Source organism: Streptomyces sp. NPDC001222, from assembly GCF_042896945.1.
GTDB lineage: Bacteria > Actinomycetota > Actinomycetes > Streptomycetales > Streptomycetaceae > Streptomyces > Streptomyces gibsoniae.
This window is the reverse complement of the sequence record NZ_JBIAXT010000034.1, coordinates 1-17,532: the sequence shown is the minus strand read 5'-3', so window position 1 is coordinate 17,532 and position 17,532 is coordinate 1. Positions and strand designations below refer to the sequence as shown.

Annotated in this window: 13 protein-coding genes; 2 read left to right on the top strand and 11 right to left on the bottom strand. The window is 71.1% G+C overall.

What is annotated here, in order from left to right; translation table 11 throughout:
* Positions 1-158 precede the first annotated feature (158 nt).
* From ACFY2Z_RS33325 to ACFY2Z_RS33310, 4 genes are all read right to left on the bottom strand, one after another.
* Positions 159-1,091, bottom strand: coding sequence for an NADP-dependent oxidoreductase (locus ACFY2Z_RS33325; RefSeq protein WP_390747785.1), 933 nt, complete (start codon positions 1,089-1,091; stop codon positions 159-161).
* Between the two features lie 130 nt (positions 1,092-1,221).
* Complete coding sequence (locus ACFY2Z_RS33320; protein WP_390747784.1) at positions 1,222-1,770, bottom strand: hypothetical protein; 549 nt, start codon at positions 1,768-1,770, stop codon at positions 1,222-1,224.
* Positions 1,767-2,879, bottom strand: a complete 1,113-nt coding sequence (locus ACFY2Z_RS33315) for a helix-turn-helix domain-containing protein (RefSeq protein ID WP_390747783.1) — start codon at positions 2,877-2,879, stop codon at positions 1,767-1,769. The genes ACFY2Z_RS33320 and ACFY2Z_RS33315 overlap by 4 nt, the downstream gene beginning before the upstream one ends.
* Before the next feature lie 175 nt (positions 2,880-3,054).
* Positions 3,055-3,333: a hypothetical protein gene (locus ACFY2Z_RS33310; RefSeq protein ID WP_390747782.1), complete on the bottom strand. Its 279-nt coding sequence runs from the start codon at positions 3,331-3,333 to the stop codon at positions 3,055-3,057.
* Between the two features lie 436 nt (positions 3,334-3,769).
* Here ACFY2Z_RS33310 and ACFY2Z_RS33305 point away from each other — a divergent pair, with 436 nt between their 5' ends.
* Together ACFY2Z_RS33305 and ACFY2Z_RS33300 are read left to right on the top strand one after the other, a co-directional pair.
* Entirely contained in the window at positions 3,770-4,612 is an 843-nt protein-coding gene (locus tag ACFY2Z_RS33305; RefSeq protein WP_390747841.1) for an RNA polymerase sigma factor SigF, read from the top strand.
* Positions 4,613-5,426: 814 nt separating this feature from the next.
* A complete protein-coding gene (locus tag ACFY2Z_RS33300) occupies positions 5,427-6,782 on the top strand; it encodes a helix-turn-helix domain-containing protein (protein ID WP_390747781.1) in 1,356 nt (451 codons plus the stop codon).
* A gap of 392 nt (positions 6,783-7,174) precedes the next feature.
* Here the strand turns inward: ACFY2Z_RS33300 and ACFY2Z_RS33295 are convergent, their stop codons facing one another.
* The 7 genes from ACFY2Z_RS33295 to ACFY2Z_RS33265 form a co-directional block, all read right to left on the bottom strand.
* Positions 7,175-7,387, bottom strand: coding sequence for an MbtH family protein (locus ACFY2Z_RS33295; protein WP_390747780.1), 213 nt, complete (start codon positions 7,385-7,387; stop codon positions 7,175-7,177).
* A 57-nt stretch (positions 7,388-7,444) separates the two neighbouring features.
* Positions 7,445-8,530: a GntG family PLP-dependent aldolase gene (locus ACFY2Z_RS33290; RefSeq protein ID WP_390747779.1), complete on the bottom strand. Its 1,086-nt coding sequence runs from the start codon at positions 8,528-8,530 to the stop codon at positions 7,445-7,447.
* The gene (gene argH, locus ACFY2Z_RS33285; RefSeq protein ID WP_390747778.1) at positions 8,523-10,034 is read right to left on the bottom strand and encodes an argininosuccinate lyase; all 1,512 of its coding nucleotides are present in this window, start codon (positions 10,032-10,034) and stop codon (positions 8,523-8,525) included. Before argH ends, ACFY2Z_RS33290 begins: the two co-directional genes overlap by 8 nt.
* Positions 10,031-11,263 carry an ATP-grasp domain-containing protein gene (locus tag ACFY2Z_RS33280; RefSeq protein WP_390747777.1) on the bottom strand — a complete coding sequence of 411 codons (1,233 nt, stop codon included), beginning with the start codon at positions 11,261-11,263 and terminating at the stop codon, positions 10,031-10,033. Before ACFY2Z_RS33280 ends, argH begins: the two co-directional genes overlap by 4 nt.
* Positions 11,260-12,321: a pyridoxal-phosphate dependent enzyme gene (locus tag ACFY2Z_RS33275; protein WP_390747776.1), complete on the bottom strand. Its 1,062-nt coding sequence runs from the start codon at positions 12,319-12,321 to the stop codon at positions 11,260-11,262. The genes ACFY2Z_RS33280 and ACFY2Z_RS33275 overlap by 4 nt, the downstream gene beginning before the upstream one ends.
* Positions 12,296-13,303, bottom strand: coding sequence for a GHMP kinase (locus tag ACFY2Z_RS33270; protein ID WP_390747775.1), 1,008 nt, complete (start codon positions 13,301-13,303; stop codon positions 12,296-12,298). The genes ACFY2Z_RS33275 and ACFY2Z_RS33270 overlap by 26 nt, the downstream gene beginning before the upstream one ends.
* Positions 13,304-13,398: 95 nt before the next feature.
* Positions 13,399-17,406: an amino acid adenylation domain-containing protein gene (locus ACFY2Z_RS33265; RefSeq protein ID WP_390747774.1), complete on the bottom strand. Its 4,008-nt coding sequence runs from the start codon at positions 17,404-17,406 to the stop codon at positions 13,399-13,401.
* Positions 17,407-17,532 lie beyond the last annotated feature (126 nt).

Here is a 17,532-nt window from a genome sequence, read left to right as displayed (position 1 = left end):
ACGCCGTTCCTCCCCGGAACCTCACGGGCGGCATGCGCAACATACGATCACGTAGGCCCCGCAGTCCACTTGGTTGACGCCCGGCGGCCGGCGGAGCGGCGCCCGATCGGCAGGCGCCAGGCTCCCCCACCGGCCCTCGGCAACGGGCCGGCCTGTCGTCAGTCGACGTGTCCGACCTCGAGCACGATCTTGCCGCGGGTCCGCCCGCTCTTGCTGCGGTCGAACGCCTCGGCTGCCTCGGCCAGCGGCAGGGCCTGCCCGACATGGACGCCGAGCTTGCCGGCGTCGGCCAGGCGGGCCAGTTCCGCGAGGCCCGCGGAGTCCGGACGAACCCACACGTGGTGACCACCGCGCTCGGTTACCTCGGGGTTGACGATCGAGGCGATACGAGAGCGGTCCTTCAGCAGTTCCTGGGACACGGCGACCGCGTCCCCGCCCACGTAGTCCACTGCCGCGTCGATTCCCTCCGGTGCGAGCCACCGCACCCGATCGGCCAGGCCGTCGCCGTAGGTCACGGGTTCGGCGCCCAGGGAGCGAAGGAAGTCGTGGTTGCGTTCACTCGCCGTACCGATCACCCGGGCCCCCCTCGCCACGGCGATCTGCACGGCGAAGGCCCCGACGCCGCCGGCCGCCGCATGGACCAGGACCGTGTCGCCCGCGGCCACCCCCACCCGGGCCAGCGACTGCCAGGCGGTGAGCCCTGCCAGGGGCACCCCGGCCGCCTGCTGCCAGGTCAGCGACGCGGGCTTGCGGGCGAGGGTGCGTACGGGCGCGGCGACGAGTTCCGCGTAAGTGCCGTGCTGCACCTCGTCCTTGCGGACATAGCCGAAGACCTCGTCGCCGACCGAGAACTCGGAGGCGTCCAGACCGACCGCCTCGACGACGCCCGCGACATCCCAGCCGGGGACGAGGGGGAAGTGGATGTACATGATCGAGTCGAGGTATCCGGCGACGATCTTCCAGTCGACCGGGTTCACCCCCGCGGCCTTCACCCGCACGAGCACCGAGTCGGGACCGACCTTGGGGTCGTCGACCTCCGTCAGTTCCAGGGTCTCCGGACCACCATAGCGATTGACGGTAATTGCGCGCATAACGGACATGGTAGCCCCCGGAACACATCCGTCCCGAGGGTTCCGGCCGTGACCCACGGTTCCTGGATCTACGACGACGTCCTCGGCCCGGGCCGACCCCGGCCGTCGGTTCGGGCTCCGGGGGCCGAGTTCAAGCTCGTCGCCCATGCGCAGGTCCTGATGGCGGATCGGGGCGCAGTAGGCGGGCGGCCCTGCGGGAGGCGGCGGACGCGGAGCAGACCAGGTAGCGGATCTTGCTCGGCTCCACGCCCATCGTCTCGGCGGCGGCCGTGCTGCTGTACTCCAGCAGGCAGTGCAGCACGAGGGCGTCGTACTGCGGTGCCGGACAGGTGTCGAGGGGGGCGGGCAGGGGTCGCCGGGCCCGGATCCGGGCGCTCAGCAGGGTCCAGGCCCGCGCGGCGGGATTGGGATGGCTGACGACATACGGCCAGCGGACCGCCAGTTCCCCCAGGACGCCGCGGACGAAGCTGTGTGCCTCGTCGTCCGGCAGATGGACGCGCGCGTAGTCGAGGTATCGGTCGCGGTGCAGCGCGCAGAACGCCTCGAACGCGGGCGGCAGCGCGGGAGTGAGCGAAGCCTGCCGGCAGGGCGGGACGACGCGTGCGCGTGACGGCGGATACGACAGTCGGGAACGGGCCGCGGGGGTGCGGACGGGTTGCCTGAGGGTGTGTGGAGTCATCCGAGGACCTCGGCGAGTGAACGGAGGGCGAGCGGGTCGGCGGGCGGCGGTTCGGGGGGCCCGGCCGCCGCGGCGCGTGCGGCGTTCCACAACGGCCGTAGGGGCGGGGCCTCGGCGCCCAGTGCGTGGGCCAGTTCCTCGACGTCCTCCCAGGCGGGCAGCGTGCTACCGCTGAGCATGCCGGTGACGGCTCGGGGACTCAGGCCGCTGCGCGCGCCGAGGTCGGCCGTGGCGGGCCGCGCGGCGGACAGGTGCAGTCCGCGCAGAGCCTCGTGCAGACTGCCGCGCTGGCTCGGCGTCTGTCCGCGGGCAGCCGCCCACAGGGGCTGGATCTCCGCCGGGTCTCCCCCGCAGGCGAGCGTGAGCGCACGCGTGACCTTCCAGGAAGGGCACCGCTCGCCGCTGAGGACCCGGGAGACGTAGGAGGCGGATATGTGGGTGTCCTCGGCGAGCCGGCGGAAGGACTTGGTGCTGACGCGCTGAAGCTGGGACAGGGCGCGGGCGAGGACCGCGGCCGGCCCCGCGGGGTGCCGGTTCGGCTCCCTGGCCCGGAAGGGCGTGGCGCCGCCCGGCCGGGCCGGGGGTCGGCGCTGGCGCGGGATGCTGATGACGGGTGCCGAGGCGGCGGCCTCCGATTCCGCGGGGCGGGCCGGTACGGTGCGGGGGCGCTGCCGGCGGTTGACCATCCGCCGGCGGACGGCCTCCGAGGAGAGTTTCCGGGTGAGCTGCTCGGGCGGCAGACTCAGGGAACGGGCGATCTCGGCGTTCTTCTCCCGCTGGTCGCGGGCCTGTTGCACCAGGGCGGCCTTGAGGTCCTCCAGATCGCGCTCCACGATGCGCAGCAGGCTCAGGGCCGCCAGCGGCTGGCGAGTACGGGTCAGTCGCCGCAGATGCTCGACGCCGCGTGCCATGTCGTCGGCGACCTCGTCGGCGAAGAGATTGTGGGCGACCGCGTCCGGGGTCGGGTGCTTCTCCCGCGCCCGGCGGTACGCGCGACCGCAGACGTCGTTGCAGTAGTGGCGCGGCCTGCCGGAGCCGCCGCTGCGGTCAATCGGCTTACCGCAGTCGGGGTTCAGGCAGTAGGCGGGGCCTGGGTCCTTGGGCGTCATGGGATCGGGTGTCCTTTGCGGGCAGGTGCTACCGGGGCCGGGCACGGAAATTGAGAGATTCCGCAGAAGCCGTCAGCCGGACTCGGGCCGGCTCCATGGGTGGGTGACGGTGTGCCGCCGGTCGGGCGGCCGCCGCCCGGGCAGTTCGAGCTGCCCGGGGGCGGCCGACCGGCCGTCAGGCGATGCGAACCCGCCGGTAGCGCAGCTGTGAGCGACGGGTTGCGGCCAGCAGCATGCAGACCGCCGCTGCGGCGAGCTGGTACAGCTCGGGCCGCAGGACCAGCACGATGCCCAGGACCGGGGCGGCGACGAACGCCCCTACCTGCATGTTGACTTCCCTGTCACGCAGGTCGCGGGTTTCAACCGCGCCCGCGTGCGGGATGTTACGGTCGAACCGCTCCGACCGGCTCCGCTCGAGTGGCCGGCCGAAGTGGTTGTTTCGGTCAGGAGGCATGTCTTCTCCTCGATCGTTGAACAGAGTTGAGTTGGGCCCCGGTCTGGTATCCCGCCGTGCCGGGGCCCGCTCGTGTGTGTCGGGACGCTACCCGCTCACTCAAACGAATGCCTACCGCTACGGTGCGTAAATGGCATGATTGCGGTTACCGGCGCGTTCGACCACCCAGATCGGACAAATTCCGTCGCATCTTGGTCAATACCGGTCCCGAGTGCCTCGATGGCGAGCAGGCCCCTCACTGCGACACCACAACGAGCCGGAGTCACGGCCGCCTCGCACACCTCACATGCTGTAGTCGGGCGCACGGCAGCCGCCACGCGCCGACCGGCGGCGGGGACACGGATCGTCAGGCATACCCTCCCGGCCTCGGGGCAGGCGGAGTGTCGTCAGCCCGAAACGGGCTCACACGCACGTAGTCGATCCGGGAGGGAACATGATGTCGGCGATGACGACAGCGGCGGAGGCGGGCACAGCTGCACTGCCGGAGGTCGCCGACCCGTCGCGGGTTGCCCCGCGGGACGCCCGCGAGCTGTCGAAGCTGTTCTTCGACCAACTGAGCTCGCTGGACGAGGGCACGCCCGAGTACCAGTACGCACGCAACACCCTGATCGAGATGAACATGTCCCTGGTCCGGTTCGCGGCCGCCCGGTTCCGCAGCCGGGGACCGGAGGAGATGGAGGACATCGTCCAGGTCGGCATGATCGGCCTCATCAAGGCCATCGACCGGTTCGAGCTCTCGCGCGAGGTGGAGTTCACCTCGTTCGCCGTGCCGTACATCGTCGGCGAGATCAAGCGGTTCTTCCGCGACACCTCCTGGGCCGTGCATGTACCGCGCCGGCTCCAGGAGGCGCGGGTACAACTGGCGAAGGCGACGGAGGAGCTGCGCAGCCGACTGGGCCGTGTCCCGACCACGAAGGAGCTGGCGGAGCTGATGTGCCTCTCGGAGGAGGAGGTCACCGAGGCGAGGCTGGCCTCCAACGGGTACAACTCCTCCTCCCTTGACGCCGCGATCAGCACCGACGAGGACGGCGAGACCGCGCTGGCGGACTTCATCGGCACCGAGGACGCAGCACTGGAGTTGGTGGAGGACTTCCACGCACTGGCTCCGATGATCGCCGAGCTGGACGAGCGTGACCGGCAGATCATCCATATGCGGTTCGTCGAGGAACTCACCCAGGCCCAGATCGGCGAGCGCCTCGGGGTCTCCCAGATGCATGTCTCGCGACTGCTGTCCCGCATGCTGGCCCGGCTGCGCGAGGGACTGCTCAGCTCCCACTGACACTCGCCCTCAGGGGCGGCGCGCGAAAGCGCCTCGGGGTGCACGCCTGTGCGCCCCGAGGCGCTTTCGCGCGTAGAGGTCTTGACTACCTGTCACACCTCTGACCTGGGTGGCCCTCCTCATCGGGCACGGAAACATCTCTCCAGGACCTTTTGTCCCCTGCACGGGCATTTGCACCCCAGGGACATAACGGGCGAATGGCATACGGTCCAGCACCGAAGACATACGGCATCCGTCGTGTCGGCATTGACTGCGTCAGTCATGGCCTGTCAATCTTTCCTGCGGCACCCAAGTCGACCGCAAAAAGGACGGGTTGGCTTGGAAGCGACTCCCTCTGCCGCGACAGAGAAATCCTTCAGGAGAGAAACTTCATGAAACAGGTGCGCACGCGATGCTTCGCGCTCGTCACTACGGTGCTGTTATGTCTCTCCGTACCCGGGGAAGCGGCGGCACACGAAATACTGTCGGGGCACACCTCGACGGGAACGGTTCAGCTCGCCTACGACGCGGCCCCTCAGGCTCTTAGATCGATGCATGGGCAGGGCCCTGACCTGCCGCTCTGCTGCTGATCCTCGGCGCGCACACAAGGGGGGCGACGGCATCCGCCGTCGCCCCCCTTCCACACGACCGCGGGCAAGATGAGCGCCTCCGACGCGACTTGACAAGCTAGTCAATATTTGAGTCACTGTAGTCAGGTTGACAATCCACCAGTGGCCGTCGAACGCGTCGCGTATCCCGCCGGACACCGTAGCCGCGTTGGGTGTGATGAGCCTTGGCAACGATGTCAAGCCCCTTATGGGACTTGTTGACAGGCATGCCACGCGATCCTTTTCCGAGAGAGATCATGAGCGACAGTCGAACGCACCGGGACTTCGGTCTCCTTCTCAGAAATCATCGTCGACGGGCAGGTCTCACCCAGCGTCATCTCGCTGATCTGGCCACCGTGAGCGTCCGTGCCATAAGGAATCTGGAGCTGGGCAAGGTCTCCTCTCCCCGGCCGGAGACCGTCCGGCTGCTCGCGGACGGTCTCGGCCTGCGCACGACCGAGCGGGACGCGCTGATCGAGGCGGCGCTGGCCGCACGGTTCGCCACCACGGGCATGGGGGACGACGACGGCTTCACAACTCCGTGGAACACGCCCAACTTCCTGGTCGGGAGAGAGGCCGAACTCTGCTCCCTGACAAGGCTGCTGCACATGCCGGGGCGTCGGCTCGTCAGCGTGGTCGGCGTGCCTGGAGTCGGCAAGTCCCGCCTGGCCGCCGAGGCCGCCCGCTTCCAGCCCACCGTCGGCGCGGTCACGGTGCGGTGGCTGTCGCGGGGCGATACGGCCCTCCTCGACGACCTCGCACAGGACCCGTCGGCACCTCGGGTGCTCCTGGTACTGGACGACGCCGACCTCTCGCGTCCGGGCCTCGGCCGGATCGCATCTCTCCTGCAACATCCACTCAGACCGCAGATCCTGCTCACGGCGCCCGGGCCGTGCGGCATCCCGGGCGAGCAGGTGCTGCCGCTGTCCCCCCTGGCCGTGCCCGACCGGGCGATGGACCGCCTCCCGGAGAGACTCGCCGAGGTCGCCTCCGTCCGGTTGCTCTGCGCCCAGATCCACTGCCACCAGCCGGCGTTCGGCCTGGACGGCTCCAACTCCGCGATCGTCGCGGAGCTGTGCCGCCGGCTCGACGGTCTCCCCCGGGCCCTGGAGTTCGCCGGGGACTGGTGCCTGGTCCGCTCCCCGGAACAGCTGCTGGCCGAGGTCAGCCGTGATCCGTTCAGTCTCACCGCGCCCCCGACGGCGGGCTCCCATCCGCCCGACCCCGCCTCCCGGCTCCGTCAGACGCTCGACCGGCTGCCGCGGCCCGCCGGGTCCCTCCTCGCGACCACGGCCCGGAGCCGGACGAGTTGGTCGATCGCGGAGGCGGCACGTGCGGCGGGGACGTCGGACGCCGAAGCCGCCGCGATCGTCTTCACCCTAGTGACGTACGGCCTGGTCCGAACCGAGCACCACGACGGTACGGAACCCCGCTTCTCCGTTCTGCACCAGGTACGGCACCTGCACGGCCCCTCATTACCGGCCACCGGCCAGCGTCACCTGTCCCGGAAGCTGCACCCCCTCGTGGTGCACCGTTCGCACGCGGACAACCGCGGCCGTGCGGTCGCCGTCGGCGACGCCTAGGGGCTGTCGTCAAGCTCGCGTCGTCGCCCGAAGGGCGGCCCTGCGGCGTCAGGTGCGTGCTCTGGGGGCACCCCCTGCTCGAAGAGCCTGGGGGAGTCCCGGGCGGAAGCCCTCGTACTGGATGTACGTGGGGTTTCGCCCGGTGCGGCGGTGGAGGCACCGCCCGCGCGAGCGAAGCCGAGCGTGGGGGAGCGCGCGTGCATGGCGTCGCAGGGCAGGCGGGAGTTTGACGACAGGCCCAAGAAGGCTCATGGGGGTGTCTGAAAATTCCCGCCAGACGCCGCGCGCTGATCCGGCGCGAATTGTCAGACACCCCCTGGCGCCTCTCGGCCACACGCAGGGGTGCGTCCCGTACTGGAACACCGGTACGGGACGCACCCCTGCGTGAGCTGTCAGGCCGCGACGCCGCGCTCCGCCATGGCGCGCCGCAGGCTCAGGGGCCGCATGTCGGTCCAGGTCCGCTCGATGTGGTCGAGGCACTCCTCCTTCGAGCCGGTCACGCCGACGGCGCGCCAGCCCTGCGGGACGTCACGGTCGGCCGACCAGACCGAGTACTGCTCCTCCTCGTTGACGACGACGAGCCACTGACGGGTGAGCTGCTGCATGTCGGTTCTCCATTCGATGGGGATGGTCACTGCGGACGGAACGTGTGGAACGGTGGATCAGGACTGGTGCGAGGCGGCGACCAGGGGGGCCGGGGCGAGGATCCGCCGGAAGACGGCCAGCGCCCGGTCGATGTCCGCCTCGCTCACCCCGGCATGGGTGACCGCGCGGATCCGGCCGCGGCCGAGCTCGGCGAGGTGGATGCCCTCGGCCCAGGCGAGCTTCATGAACTCCGCCTGCGACAGGCCGGGGTTCTCGACCCGGAAGAAGACCATGTTCGTCTCGACGGGCTCCGCCGTGACCCCGGGAAGCGCGGTGAGCCCTTCGGCGAGCCGCCGGGCGGTGCGGTGGTCGTCCTCCAGCCGGACCGTCATCTCCCGCAGGGCGACGAGCCCCGCGGCGGCCAGCACCCCCACTTGGCGCATACCGCCGCCGAGCATCTTGCGGATGCGGCGCACGGAGGTGATGAAGTCGGCGCTGCCGGCGACGATGGACCCCACCGGCGCGGACAGCCCCTTGGACAGGCAGAACTGCACCGAGTCCGCGTGCGCGGCGATGACGCGCACCGGTACTCCCGTGACGAGCGCGGCGTTGAAGATCCGCGCGCCGTCGAGATGGACCGCCACACCGCGGGACCGTGCCAGCGCGGCGACCTCGGCGAGGTACTCCAGCGGCAGCACCCGTCCCCCGGTGCGGTTCTGCGGGTTCTCCAGGCACAGGAGGGCGGGCAGCGCGAACTGCGGGTCGTCGGGATCCGCGGGAAAGGCCGCCTCGATGTCGGCGAGTGCCATCGTTCCGTCGGCGGCGTTGGCCACGGGTTCGACGATCACGCCTCCGCAGTAGGAGGCACCGCCCGCCTCGTAGATGTAGATGTCAGACTCGGCGCCGGCCAGGGCCTTGGTGCCGCGCGGGCAGTGGGCGAGAAGGGCGGCGAGGTTGCCCATGGTGCCGCTGGGCATGAAGCAGGCGTCCTCCTTGCCGAGCAACGACGCCGCGAGCAGCTCCAGTTCCCGCGCCGTGGGGTCCTCGCCGTACACGTCGTCGCCGAGTGCCGCGGTCGTCATCGCCTGAATCATCTCCGGCGTCGGCAGGGTGAACGTGTCGCTGCGCAGCTCCACCACGTCCGAGGGACCGGTGCTAGCCATGGGTGTTCTCCTCTCGTGAAGTGGGCACGGCATCCGCGCCGGCCCGGCTCGTGAGCGCTGTGACCGCATCGCGCAGTCGCTCGTCCGCGTCCCGCCAGCGGGTGGTCCATCCGGTGAGCCTCCTGCCGTGCTCCTGCCACCGTGATACGAGGGGTTCCACGCACCGCTCGAAGGCGGGCAGGCCCGGGCCGCCACCGAACTCCGCGGCCCGCCACACGGTCTCGGGGCGCACCTCCTGCCGCGACTCGGCCGGAACGTGCCCCTGGTCGGCCAGGGCCGACCACAGCGAGCCGGCCCGGCCCTCCACCACGGCCAGGGCGGCCTCCCCCACCTGGTGGTGGGCGCGTCGGAACGGCACGCCGCGCCGAACCAGCCACTCCGCCGTCGCGGTCGCGTCGGTCAGTCCCTCCGTGGCCCGCGCCGCCATCGCCTCCGGGACGGGTTCCGCTCCCTCATGGGCCAGCCGAAGGATCCGTACCGCGTCGATCGTCGCGTCCAGGGCCGGCCTGACATGGCTCATGGCCTCGGTTCCGACGGCGATGGAGTTCGTGAAGGGTGTCCCCCGCATCGCACTCGCCGCCGCCATGAATCCGCCGAGCGCGGCGGCGGACTTGCCCTGCACATGCTCCAGTACGAACGCGTTGCGCTTCTGCGGCATCATCGAGCTCGACCCGACCAGCCCGTCGGGGATGGTCACCAGGCCGAACTCGGCGCTGGACCACATCAGCAGATCGAGGGCCGCACGGTCGAGCGTGACCCCCAGCACCGCCGCGGCGGACAGCAGCCGTAGCGCGGTGTCGCGGGTGGCGATCGCGTCGACCGAGTTGTGTACCGGTTCGCCGAAGCCGAGGAGTTCGGCCGTACGGGAGGGGTCGATCGCAACGGTGGTCCCGCCGATGGAGCCCGCTCCGAGGGGGCACCGGTCGAGCGTCCGGCCCGCCTGCGCCAGCGCTGCGGCGTCACGTTCCAGGGCCTGGGCCAGTCCCAGCAGGTAGTGACCGTAGGTGATGGGCACGGCGGCCTGGAAGTGCGTGTAGGCGGGCATCAGTACCTCGCGGTACCGCCCTGCCTGCTCGGTCAGCACGGTGCCCAGGCCGCTCAGTTCGGCGGACAGGCGGCGGAAGGGCTCGCGCAGCGCCAGGTGCAGGCAGGTGACGCCGAGATCGTTGCGGGAGCGTCCGGTCTGCAGTACGCCGCCGACCTCGTCGCCGAGTGTCTCGATCAGATAGCCCTCGTACGCGAGGTAGAGGCCACGTGGGGTGGGGCGGGTCTCGAGCGGCTCGTAGTCCTTCTCGCGCAGGTCCCGGATCGCCGAGAGCAGGGCCGATGCCGTCTCCTCGTCCGTGATGCCGCGCTCGCTCAGCATGACGACATGAGCGAGGTCGACGTGCGAGATGCGGTCGAGTTCCGCTTTCCAGGCGGGTCGCGGCGGGTCACGGCGTTCCAGCAGCATCTGCCGTATCTCGGGCGAGGCCGCCGACCGCAGACGTCCGGAGTTCGTCATGCCGGCACCTCCATCCCGGTGACCAGCACCGGACGGATCAGGCCCACGCCCTCGGTCGCGGCCGCGGCGGCCGCGGCCGGGGAGTCGGCGCGGGCCAGCACATGGCCGATCCTGTCCCGGAAGTCACCGGCGACGGTGATGTCGGCGCCCGGCTCCCGGTAGATCTCGACATCGGTCACGCCCGGCACCGTGCGCGCCTCGATCACGCCGTCGAGGTGGGAGAGCACTCCGTTGTCCGGGGCGAGCACGAAGCGGATCGCGGCCCCGCCGCGGGCGGTCGCGTCGAGCGTCGACGCCCGGCCGCAGAACGCCTTGACCGTATCCAGGATCAGATCGATCCCGGTCGCCTCGTGCACGAGCCTCGGGATCCAACCACCGGCCAGTCTGGGGTTCACCTCGATGAGGACGGGCCCGTCACGGTCGACCCGCAGTTCCACATGGGCCGGGCCGAGGGTGAGGCCGAGCGCCCGGACCGCGGCCTCGGCGGCCCCTGACAGCGCGTCGTGCACGGCGGGCGCGAGCCGCGCCGGAAAGTCGTGCCCGGTCTCCACGAACAGGGGCAGCGCCCCCAGATGCTTGTGCGTCACGCCGACCACGCTGCCGTTCAGGACCTCGGCCGAGTACTCCTCGCCGGTCATGAACTCCTCGACGGTCAGGCGGCGCGGCACGGGAACGCCCCGCTCGTTGTGCCCGCGCGCCAGCACCAGGGCCGCATGCCGGGAGGTCTCCGCGGGCTCCGCGCACAGTCGCACGCCCAGACTTCCGCTGCCGGTGACCGGCTTGACGACGACCGGGTATCCGATCGACTCGGCCGCCTCCAGAGCCTCGTCCACGCTGCCGGCCACGGTGAACCGTGGTACCCGCACGCCTTGTTCGGCGAGCAGACGTCGCTGGACTCCCTTGTCGCGGACCGCGGCGATCGCCTCCGGTGCGTGGGCCGGCAGGCCCAGCGCGGAGGCCGCGGCGGCGGCGGTCCCGACGAAGTGGTCGGAGCTGGTGGTGATGCCCGCGATCGGCCGGGTGGCCGCCAGGCACCGGGAGGCGTCCACCACGGCCTCGGTACTGTCCGTCTCGGCGTGGACGACTTCGACGTCGCCGGCCCAGGAGTAGCGGGCCGAGTCGGACGCCAGCAGGACGGGGTGCAGTCCGAGGGCGCGGGCGGCCTGTGGGAACAGCCGTCCGGTGCCCGTGGTGTTGCTCTCCACGAGGAGGAGGAGTTCCTGGGTCATGGCGTGGCTCCGTCCATCAGGGCGACGACGTCCTCGCGCGGCCGCCTGTCCCAGGCGAACCGCGACCAGGAGCCGGCCACCTGGGCGGGATGGTCCAGGGTGCGCGGGCCGTCGGGGATCGAGGGGGTGAGCAGGTCGTTGCGGCGCATCCACGCGTCGTTGTAGACGGTGCTCGTGTAGCGGTGGCCCTCGTCGGGGAACAGGGCCACGACCCTGAGGCCGGGATGGCGTCGGGCGTACCACCGTGCGACATGGTGTGCGGCGCCGCTCGTCGGACCCATGTAGAGGCAGTGGTCGGAGTGCAGTCGCCGGGTCGCCGCGAACGCGACGGGTGCGTCCAGCCAGTGCACCTCGTCGAACAGTGTGTGGTCCAGCACTGGGGGAACCAGTCCGTTCCCGAGGCCCCGCAGTTGCCGGGGGCCGGCGGGCGCGCCGAAGAGCACGCTGCCCGGCGTGTCCACTCCGATGAGCCTCATCCGCGGGTTCAGGGCGCGCAGGAACGATCCGATTCCGGACGAGGAGCCACCGGAACCCACCGGGCAGACGAGGGCGTCGAGGCTGCCCAGGCTCTCCAGCAGCAGTTCGGCGACCGCGCCGTACGAGACCGGGTTGAGCGGGTTGTCGTACTGCCCGGGGGTGAAGTACGAGTCCAACCGGGACTGGATACGGGCCACCCGGTCGAGGCGTGCCTGCTGCACACCCTTGGCGTGCAGTTCCGGGCCGGACACGATGCTCACGCGGGCGCCCAGGGCCTGGAGCCGGCGGCGCAGCGGCGGGTCGATCGCCGGGTCGCCGACGAGGATCAACGGGATGTCCTTGAGCCGGCACACCATGGCGAGCCCGAGCCCGAAGGTGCCGGAGGTCGTCTCCACGACCGTGGCGTCCGGGGCCAGGGCACCCGTCTCGGCCGCGCTGCGGAGAATGAAGTGAGCGGGCAGCAGCTTCATCAGATGGAAGGCGGCCGCGTACAGGTCGTCCTCAAGGCGGATGACCTTGGGCAGGACGTGGCCGTCGACCACGCTGGTGAAGGGTTTACGACTCGCGTGCGTAAGTGACATGGCTGTCGCTCCCGGCGGTGTAGCGCCAATGGTTCGTCAATCGCAGTTCGGCAAGCCGACGGGCGGCGAGGGCCAACTGCCCTTCGAGCCGGGGTCGGTAGGGGTCGAAGAGCAGGCCCGCCACCGAGCCGCTGTGCGCCACCTGCATCCCCAGTGCCTCCGTCTCCTCGGCGATCTCCAGCAGGCGGTGGAAGTGCGGCACGGGCAGGAAACGCTGGTTGACACGGGCGCTCGCCGTGGCGATGCGTCCCAGCTCGGTGATGTCGCCCCGGCCGACCGCGCGCCGCATCAGGCCGCGCAGCGCACGGAAGCACTCGATCTCCCAGGCGTTGTACCGCGCGGGGGGCAGGGCCAGTGTGTCGATCTCCTTGTCGACGGAGGAGAAGCCGAGCACCTCCATCGGCAGTGCGGGCCGGTGGAAGTCCTCGATCACCGCGCCCTCTCGCTGCGCGAACAGCAGCATGCGATCGGAGTAGATCAGCGGATCGGTGGCGGCCTCGGCGCCGACCGCGATCCGGGCGATCGTCTCCGGCGGGAGATGCCGGCCGGCCGCGTTGAGCACGGCGAGGATCGCCGCCGTCACATCGCTGGTCGACGAGCCGAGCCCGCGGCCGACGGCGACGTCGCCGCGCAGTTCCAGTTGTCCGCCGTAGGCGCTCATGCCGAGGACGTCCAGGGTGCTACGGGCCGCGTTCAGCGCCTTGGTCTTCCAGGAGGGCGTGACGGTCAGCTCGGGTTCCCAAGGGCTCAGCCGTACCGTGGCGTTGCTGGCGAACAGGGCACAGGGCAGGGTGACCAGACCGCGGCGCAGTCTGCCGTCGTCCTCGAACACACCTTGCAGCAGCTCGCCATGGTGGCTGGGGGCGGTGCCCGTGCCCAGGAGCGTGCCGTGTTCGAGTGCTCCGGGTGCCTGTTCCGGCGGTGTCCGCTCGTGGCTGCCCGGTGATGCCAGGAGGTCCTGACTCTTCAGGCCGATCTCCACCTACGCCTCCTCGGTGGTGCGGGTCGTGGGGTCGAGGTCGCCGACCGCGCGGCGGTGCTGCCGGGCGCGTACCTCCTGGACGTGCGTGGCGGCGCTCATCGGGGGTTCCCGGTCGTCGCGGTGCCGTGGAGGGACCGGGCGATCTCGGCGATGCGGGCCGCCAGTTCGCCGACGTGGGGCGGGTGCACCATGTCGTGGTGGTTGCCGGGCACCGGCACCCGGTGGACATGGCCATGGGTGAGCGCCTGCCAGGCGACCGGGTCGACGTCGGGGCTCTTCAGCGTCGGATGGCTCTCGGAGACGGTCAGCAGGTGAACGTCCGCGCCGATCGTCGCCCCGGGCCGGTAGCGGCCGGCCGCGACGGCGTTCGCCCGGGCCACGGCCACCATGCGGCGCACCGCCGTCGACTCGACGCGGCCGGGCAGTCTGCCCGCCTGGTGCGACTGACGGACCAGTGCGGCGATGAGCTGCTCGTCGTCGAGCGACTCCATCTCCTCCGCCGCGAGTCCCGCGTCGGCCCCGAACCGGGACAGCACGTCCTCGTCGCCTACGAGGTCCGCCGAGCCCGGGACCGGCGAGTCCAGCAGAATCAGCGCCTCGACGGGCCGGCCGACCCGTTCGAGCCGGACCGCCATCTCGTAGGCGACGACACCACCGAAGGACCAGCCGGCCAGCAGGCGGGGACCCTCCGGGGCGACGGTCCGGATGTCGCGGAGGTAGCGCTCGGCAATGTCCTCGACCGTGTTCAAGGGGTCCGTGTCGGTGTTGTAGCCGACCGCCTCGATACCGTGGACGGTCAGTTCGCCGTCCAGCTCCCGGCCGAGGCTCACATAGGAGCTGACGCCGCCGCCGTGCGGGTGGACCAGGAACAGCGGGGGGCCGGAGCGGTCGGGGCCGGTCGCGAGCGGCACGAGCAGCTGGTCGGCGACGGCGGACACGTCCGGCAGCGCCGAGCAGAGTCCCTCGATCGTCGGTTCCCGGAAGAACGTGCTGAGGGGCACGCTCACGCCCAGCTCCCGCCGTACCGCCTCGACCAGTTCGAAGGCGGTGAGCGAGTTGCCGCCGGCGGCGAAGAAGTCGTCCCGGACGCCCACGGGCGTGCGGCCGAGAACCCGTTCGCAGATCGAGGTCACCCGCAGTTCGAGAACGTCCCGGGGATTGACCGGTGCCGTGTCTCCCGACCGGTCGGGCTCGGGCAGCCGCTTGCGGTCCACCTTGCCGTTCGGCGTCATCGGCATCTCGGCCAGGCCGACGAGAGCGGCCGGGGCCATGTACTGCGGCAGGCGGTCCTGTACGAAGCTGCGCAGACCTGCCTCGTCGGGCCGGTCGCGCCAGGATACGTAGCCGACGATCCGGCGGCCCATCCCGTCCCCGGCGGTGGTCACCGCGGCGCGGGCCACTGCCGGGTACCGCTGGAGCACCGACTCGATCTCGCCCAGCTCGATCCGGTAGCCCCGGATCTTCACCTGGGTGTCCTCACGGCCGATGTACTCCAGCGTCCCGTCGGGGCGCCAACGTGCGAGGTCGCCGGTCCGGTAGAGCCGCTCGCCGGTACCGAACGGATCCGGTACGAACCGCTCGGCGGTGAGCCCGGGCCGGCCCGCGTAGCCGCGGGTGAGGCCCGCGCCGCCGATGAGCAGTTCACCGACCGCGCCGACCGGTACCAGCCGCAGCTGGTCGTCGACCACGTACAGCCGGGTGTTGGCGAGCGGCCGGCCGATGGGCACCGAACCCGCCGGGTTGTCAGGGGTGACCTGGTGCAGCGTCGAGTAGACGGTGGTCTCGGTCGGGCCGTAGAGGTTCCACAGCCGGGACACCTTCGGTGCCAGCTCGGCGGCCAGCTGCGTGGACATCGCCTCGCCGCCGGAGACGGCCTGGAGGCCGGCGCCTTCCCAGCCGCTGAGCAACAGCAGATGCCAGGTGGCGGGGGTCGCCGCGAGCACCGTCGCATCCTGTGCCGCGAGCAGCCGCGCCAGGCCCGCCCCGTCCGACGCGGTCGCGCGGTCGACGATCACCAGGCGAGCACCGCAGCTGAGGGGGACGAACAGCTCCAGCACGGAGGCGTCGAAAGCGATCGTGGTGACCGTGCAGAGCACGTCCCGGCCGGACAGTCCGAGGTTGCGGACCATGTCCTGGGCGAAGTTCGCCAATCCGCGGTGGGTGACCATGACCCCCTTGGGGCGCCCGGTCGAGCCCGAGGTGTAGATGACGTACGCGAGGTCGTCCCGGTCGACCCGCCCCGAAGCGGGTGCCTCCCGCGCCGGAGCGGCGGACGGCGGCTCGCCCACGTCGATGACGCGAAGGCCCGCACCGAGCCCGAGCGAGGCCGCGAGTGTCGGCCGGGTCAGCAGAAGCCCGGCTCCGCTGTCGGCCAGCATGAACTGGAGCCGGTCACGCGGATAGGTCGGTTCGAGGGGCAGATAGGCCGCGCCCGCCTTGAGGATCGCGAGCAGGGCCACCACCGTCTCCGGGGACCGCTCGATGAGTACGCCCACGGGCGCCTGCTGTCCCGCGCCTGCCGCGCGCAGCGTGGCCGCGAGTGCGGCGGACCGCTCCGCGAGCTGGGCGTAGGTCACCTGTTCCCCGTCGGCTCCGACCAGGGCGATCGCGTCGGGGGTGCGCTCGGCGTGCTCGTCGACGAGTTCGTGGACGAAGCGATCCGGTTCCGGCTGTGCGCTGTCGTTCCAGTCGTGGCGGAGCAGTTGCCGCTCCCCCGGGGTGAGCACCTCCAGGTCGCCCAGCCGGGTGTCGGGTCGCGCCACCACCTGGGCGAGGACCTGCCGATAGTGTTCGGCGAACCGGGCGACTGTCTCCGCCTCGAAGATCTCGGTGGCGTAGGAGAGCAGCACCTCCATCCGCTCCCCCTGGGTGACCACGGTGATATCGAGGTCGAAGCGGGCGGTGTCCGTCTCGACCGGCAGGGACCGGACCGAGACCCCGGGCAGTTCCAGCCGGGAGGTCTGCTCCTCGACCAGGTTGAACATCAGCTGGAACAGGGGGTTGCGGCTCAGATCGCGTTCCGGCCGCAGTTCGTCGACCAGGAGGTCGAACGGCAGCTCCTGGTGTTCGTAGGCGTCCAGCGTGGTGCCGCGGACCCGGGTGAGCAGTTCGGTGAACGTCGGGTCGCCGCCCAGGTCGGTGCGCAGCAGCACGGTGTTGACGAAGAAGCCGATCAGCCGCTCCGTCTCCTCGCGCATCCGGCCGGAGATCGGGATGCCGACCGTGACGTCCCGGCTGCCCGTGTGCCGGGACACCAGCGCCGCGAACGCCGCGAACAGCACCATGAACGGCGTCGTGTGGTGCGAGTGGGCGAGTTCACGGACCCCGCGGGCGACCGACGGGTCGACCACGTGGGACAGTCGCGCCCCCTGGCCGCTGCGGACCGCCGGCCTCGGGTGGTCGGTACGAAGTTCGGTCGCGTCGGCACCGGCCAGCGTCCGCTTCCAGTGGCTCAGCTCACCGGCCATGCTCTCGGCGTCGAGGTGCCGGGCGGCCCAGGAGGCGTAGTCGGCGAACTGCATCGGCAGCGCGGGCAGTTCGGGACGGCCTCCCGACACGAAGGCGGTGTACGCCTGCGAGAGCTCGGACCACAGGATCTGCATCGAGGCGGCGTCCACCGCGATGTGATGCACGACGACGGTGAACAGGTAGCGCCGGCCGGGCAGTTCGGCGAGGCGTGCGCGCAGCCAGGGGGCCTCGCTCAGGTCGAACGGCCGCTCGGTGTCGCCGCGGCTCAGCCGCAGCGCTTCGGCGTGTGCCTCGTCGGCGGGGAGATGCCGCAGGTCGGTGCGCCGGAGGGGGACCACGGCCGACGGTTCGACGTGCAGACGCGGGGTGCCGTCGGTGTCCTGTACGACGCGGGAGCGCAGGATGCTGTGGCGGTCCACGACAAGAGCCAGCGCCGCGTCGAGCGCCTCGGCGTCGAGTGCCCCGGACAGCTCCAGGACCTGCGCCATGTTGTACTCGACGAGTTCGGGGCGGAGCTGTTCGAGGAACCACAGCCGTCGTTGTGCCGCCGACAGCGGGGCATCCGCGACCGCGCCCTCCGTGATCGCCTGTCCCTCGCCGCCCAGATTCCGTTCGATGCTCGGGCTCATGGTCATGAGCGCCTCCCCTCCCCGGCCGCGTCTCGTGCGAGCAGGATGTTCTCGATGGCGATGGCCATGGTCTGGATGGTGGGGTTGTCGAAGATCACGGCGAGGGGGATCTCGGCGGACAGCGCGCTGCGC

What these genes read in the sequence shown, in the direction of transcription:
- ACFY2Z_RS33325 (WP_390747785.1), bottom strand. Translation starts at nt 1,091, where the DNA reads ATGCGCGCAATTACCGTCAATCGCTATGGTGGTCCGGAGACCCTGGAA.
- ACFY2Z_RS33320 (WP_390747784.1), bottom strand. Translation starts at nt 1,770, where the DNA reads ATGACTCCACACACCCTCAGGCAACCCGTCCGCACCCCCGCGGCCCGT.
- ACFY2Z_RS33315 (WP_390747783.1), bottom strand. Translation starts at nt 2,879, where the DNA reads ATGACGCCCAAGGACCCAGGCCCCGCCTACTGCCTGAACCCCGACTGC.
- ACFY2Z_RS33310 (WP_390747782.1), bottom strand. Translation starts at nt 3,333, where the DNA reads ATGCCTCCTGACCGAAACAACCACTTCGGCCGGCCACTCGAGCGGAGC.
- ACFY2Z_RS33305 (WP_390747841.1), top strand. Translation starts at nt 3,770, where the DNA reads ATGTCGGCGATGACGACAGCGGCGGAGGCGGGCACAGCTGCACTGCCG.
- ACFY2Z_RS33300 (WP_390747781.1), top strand. Translation starts at nt 5,427, where the DNA reads ATGCCACGCGATCCTTTTCCGAGAGAGATCATGAGCGACAGTCGAACG.
- ACFY2Z_RS33295 (WP_390747780.1), bottom strand. Translation starts at nt 7,387, where the DNA reads ATGCAGCAGCTCACCCGTCAGTGGCTCGTCGTCGTCAACGAGGAGGAG.
- ACFY2Z_RS33290 (WP_390747779.1), bottom strand. Translation starts at nt 8,530, where the DNA reads ATGGCTAGCACCGGTCCCTCGGACGTGGTGGAGCTGCGCAGCGACACG.
- argH (WP_390747778.1), bottom strand. Translation starts at nt 10,034, where the DNA reads ATGACGAACTCCGGACGTCTGCGGTCGGCGGCCTCGCCCGAGATACGG.
- ACFY2Z_RS33280 (WP_390747777.1), bottom strand. Translation starts at nt 11,263, where the DNA reads ATGACCCAGGAACTCCTCCTCCTCGTGGAGAGCAACACCACGGGCACC.
- ACFY2Z_RS33275 (WP_390747776.1), bottom strand. Translation starts at nt 12,321, where the DNA reads ATGTCACTTACGCACGCGAGTCGTAAACCCTTCACCAGCGTGGTCGAC.
- ACFY2Z_RS33265 (WP_390747774.1), bottom strand. Translation starts at nt 17,406, where the DNA reads ATGACCATGAGCCCGAGCATCGAACGGAATCTGGGCGGCGAGGGACAG.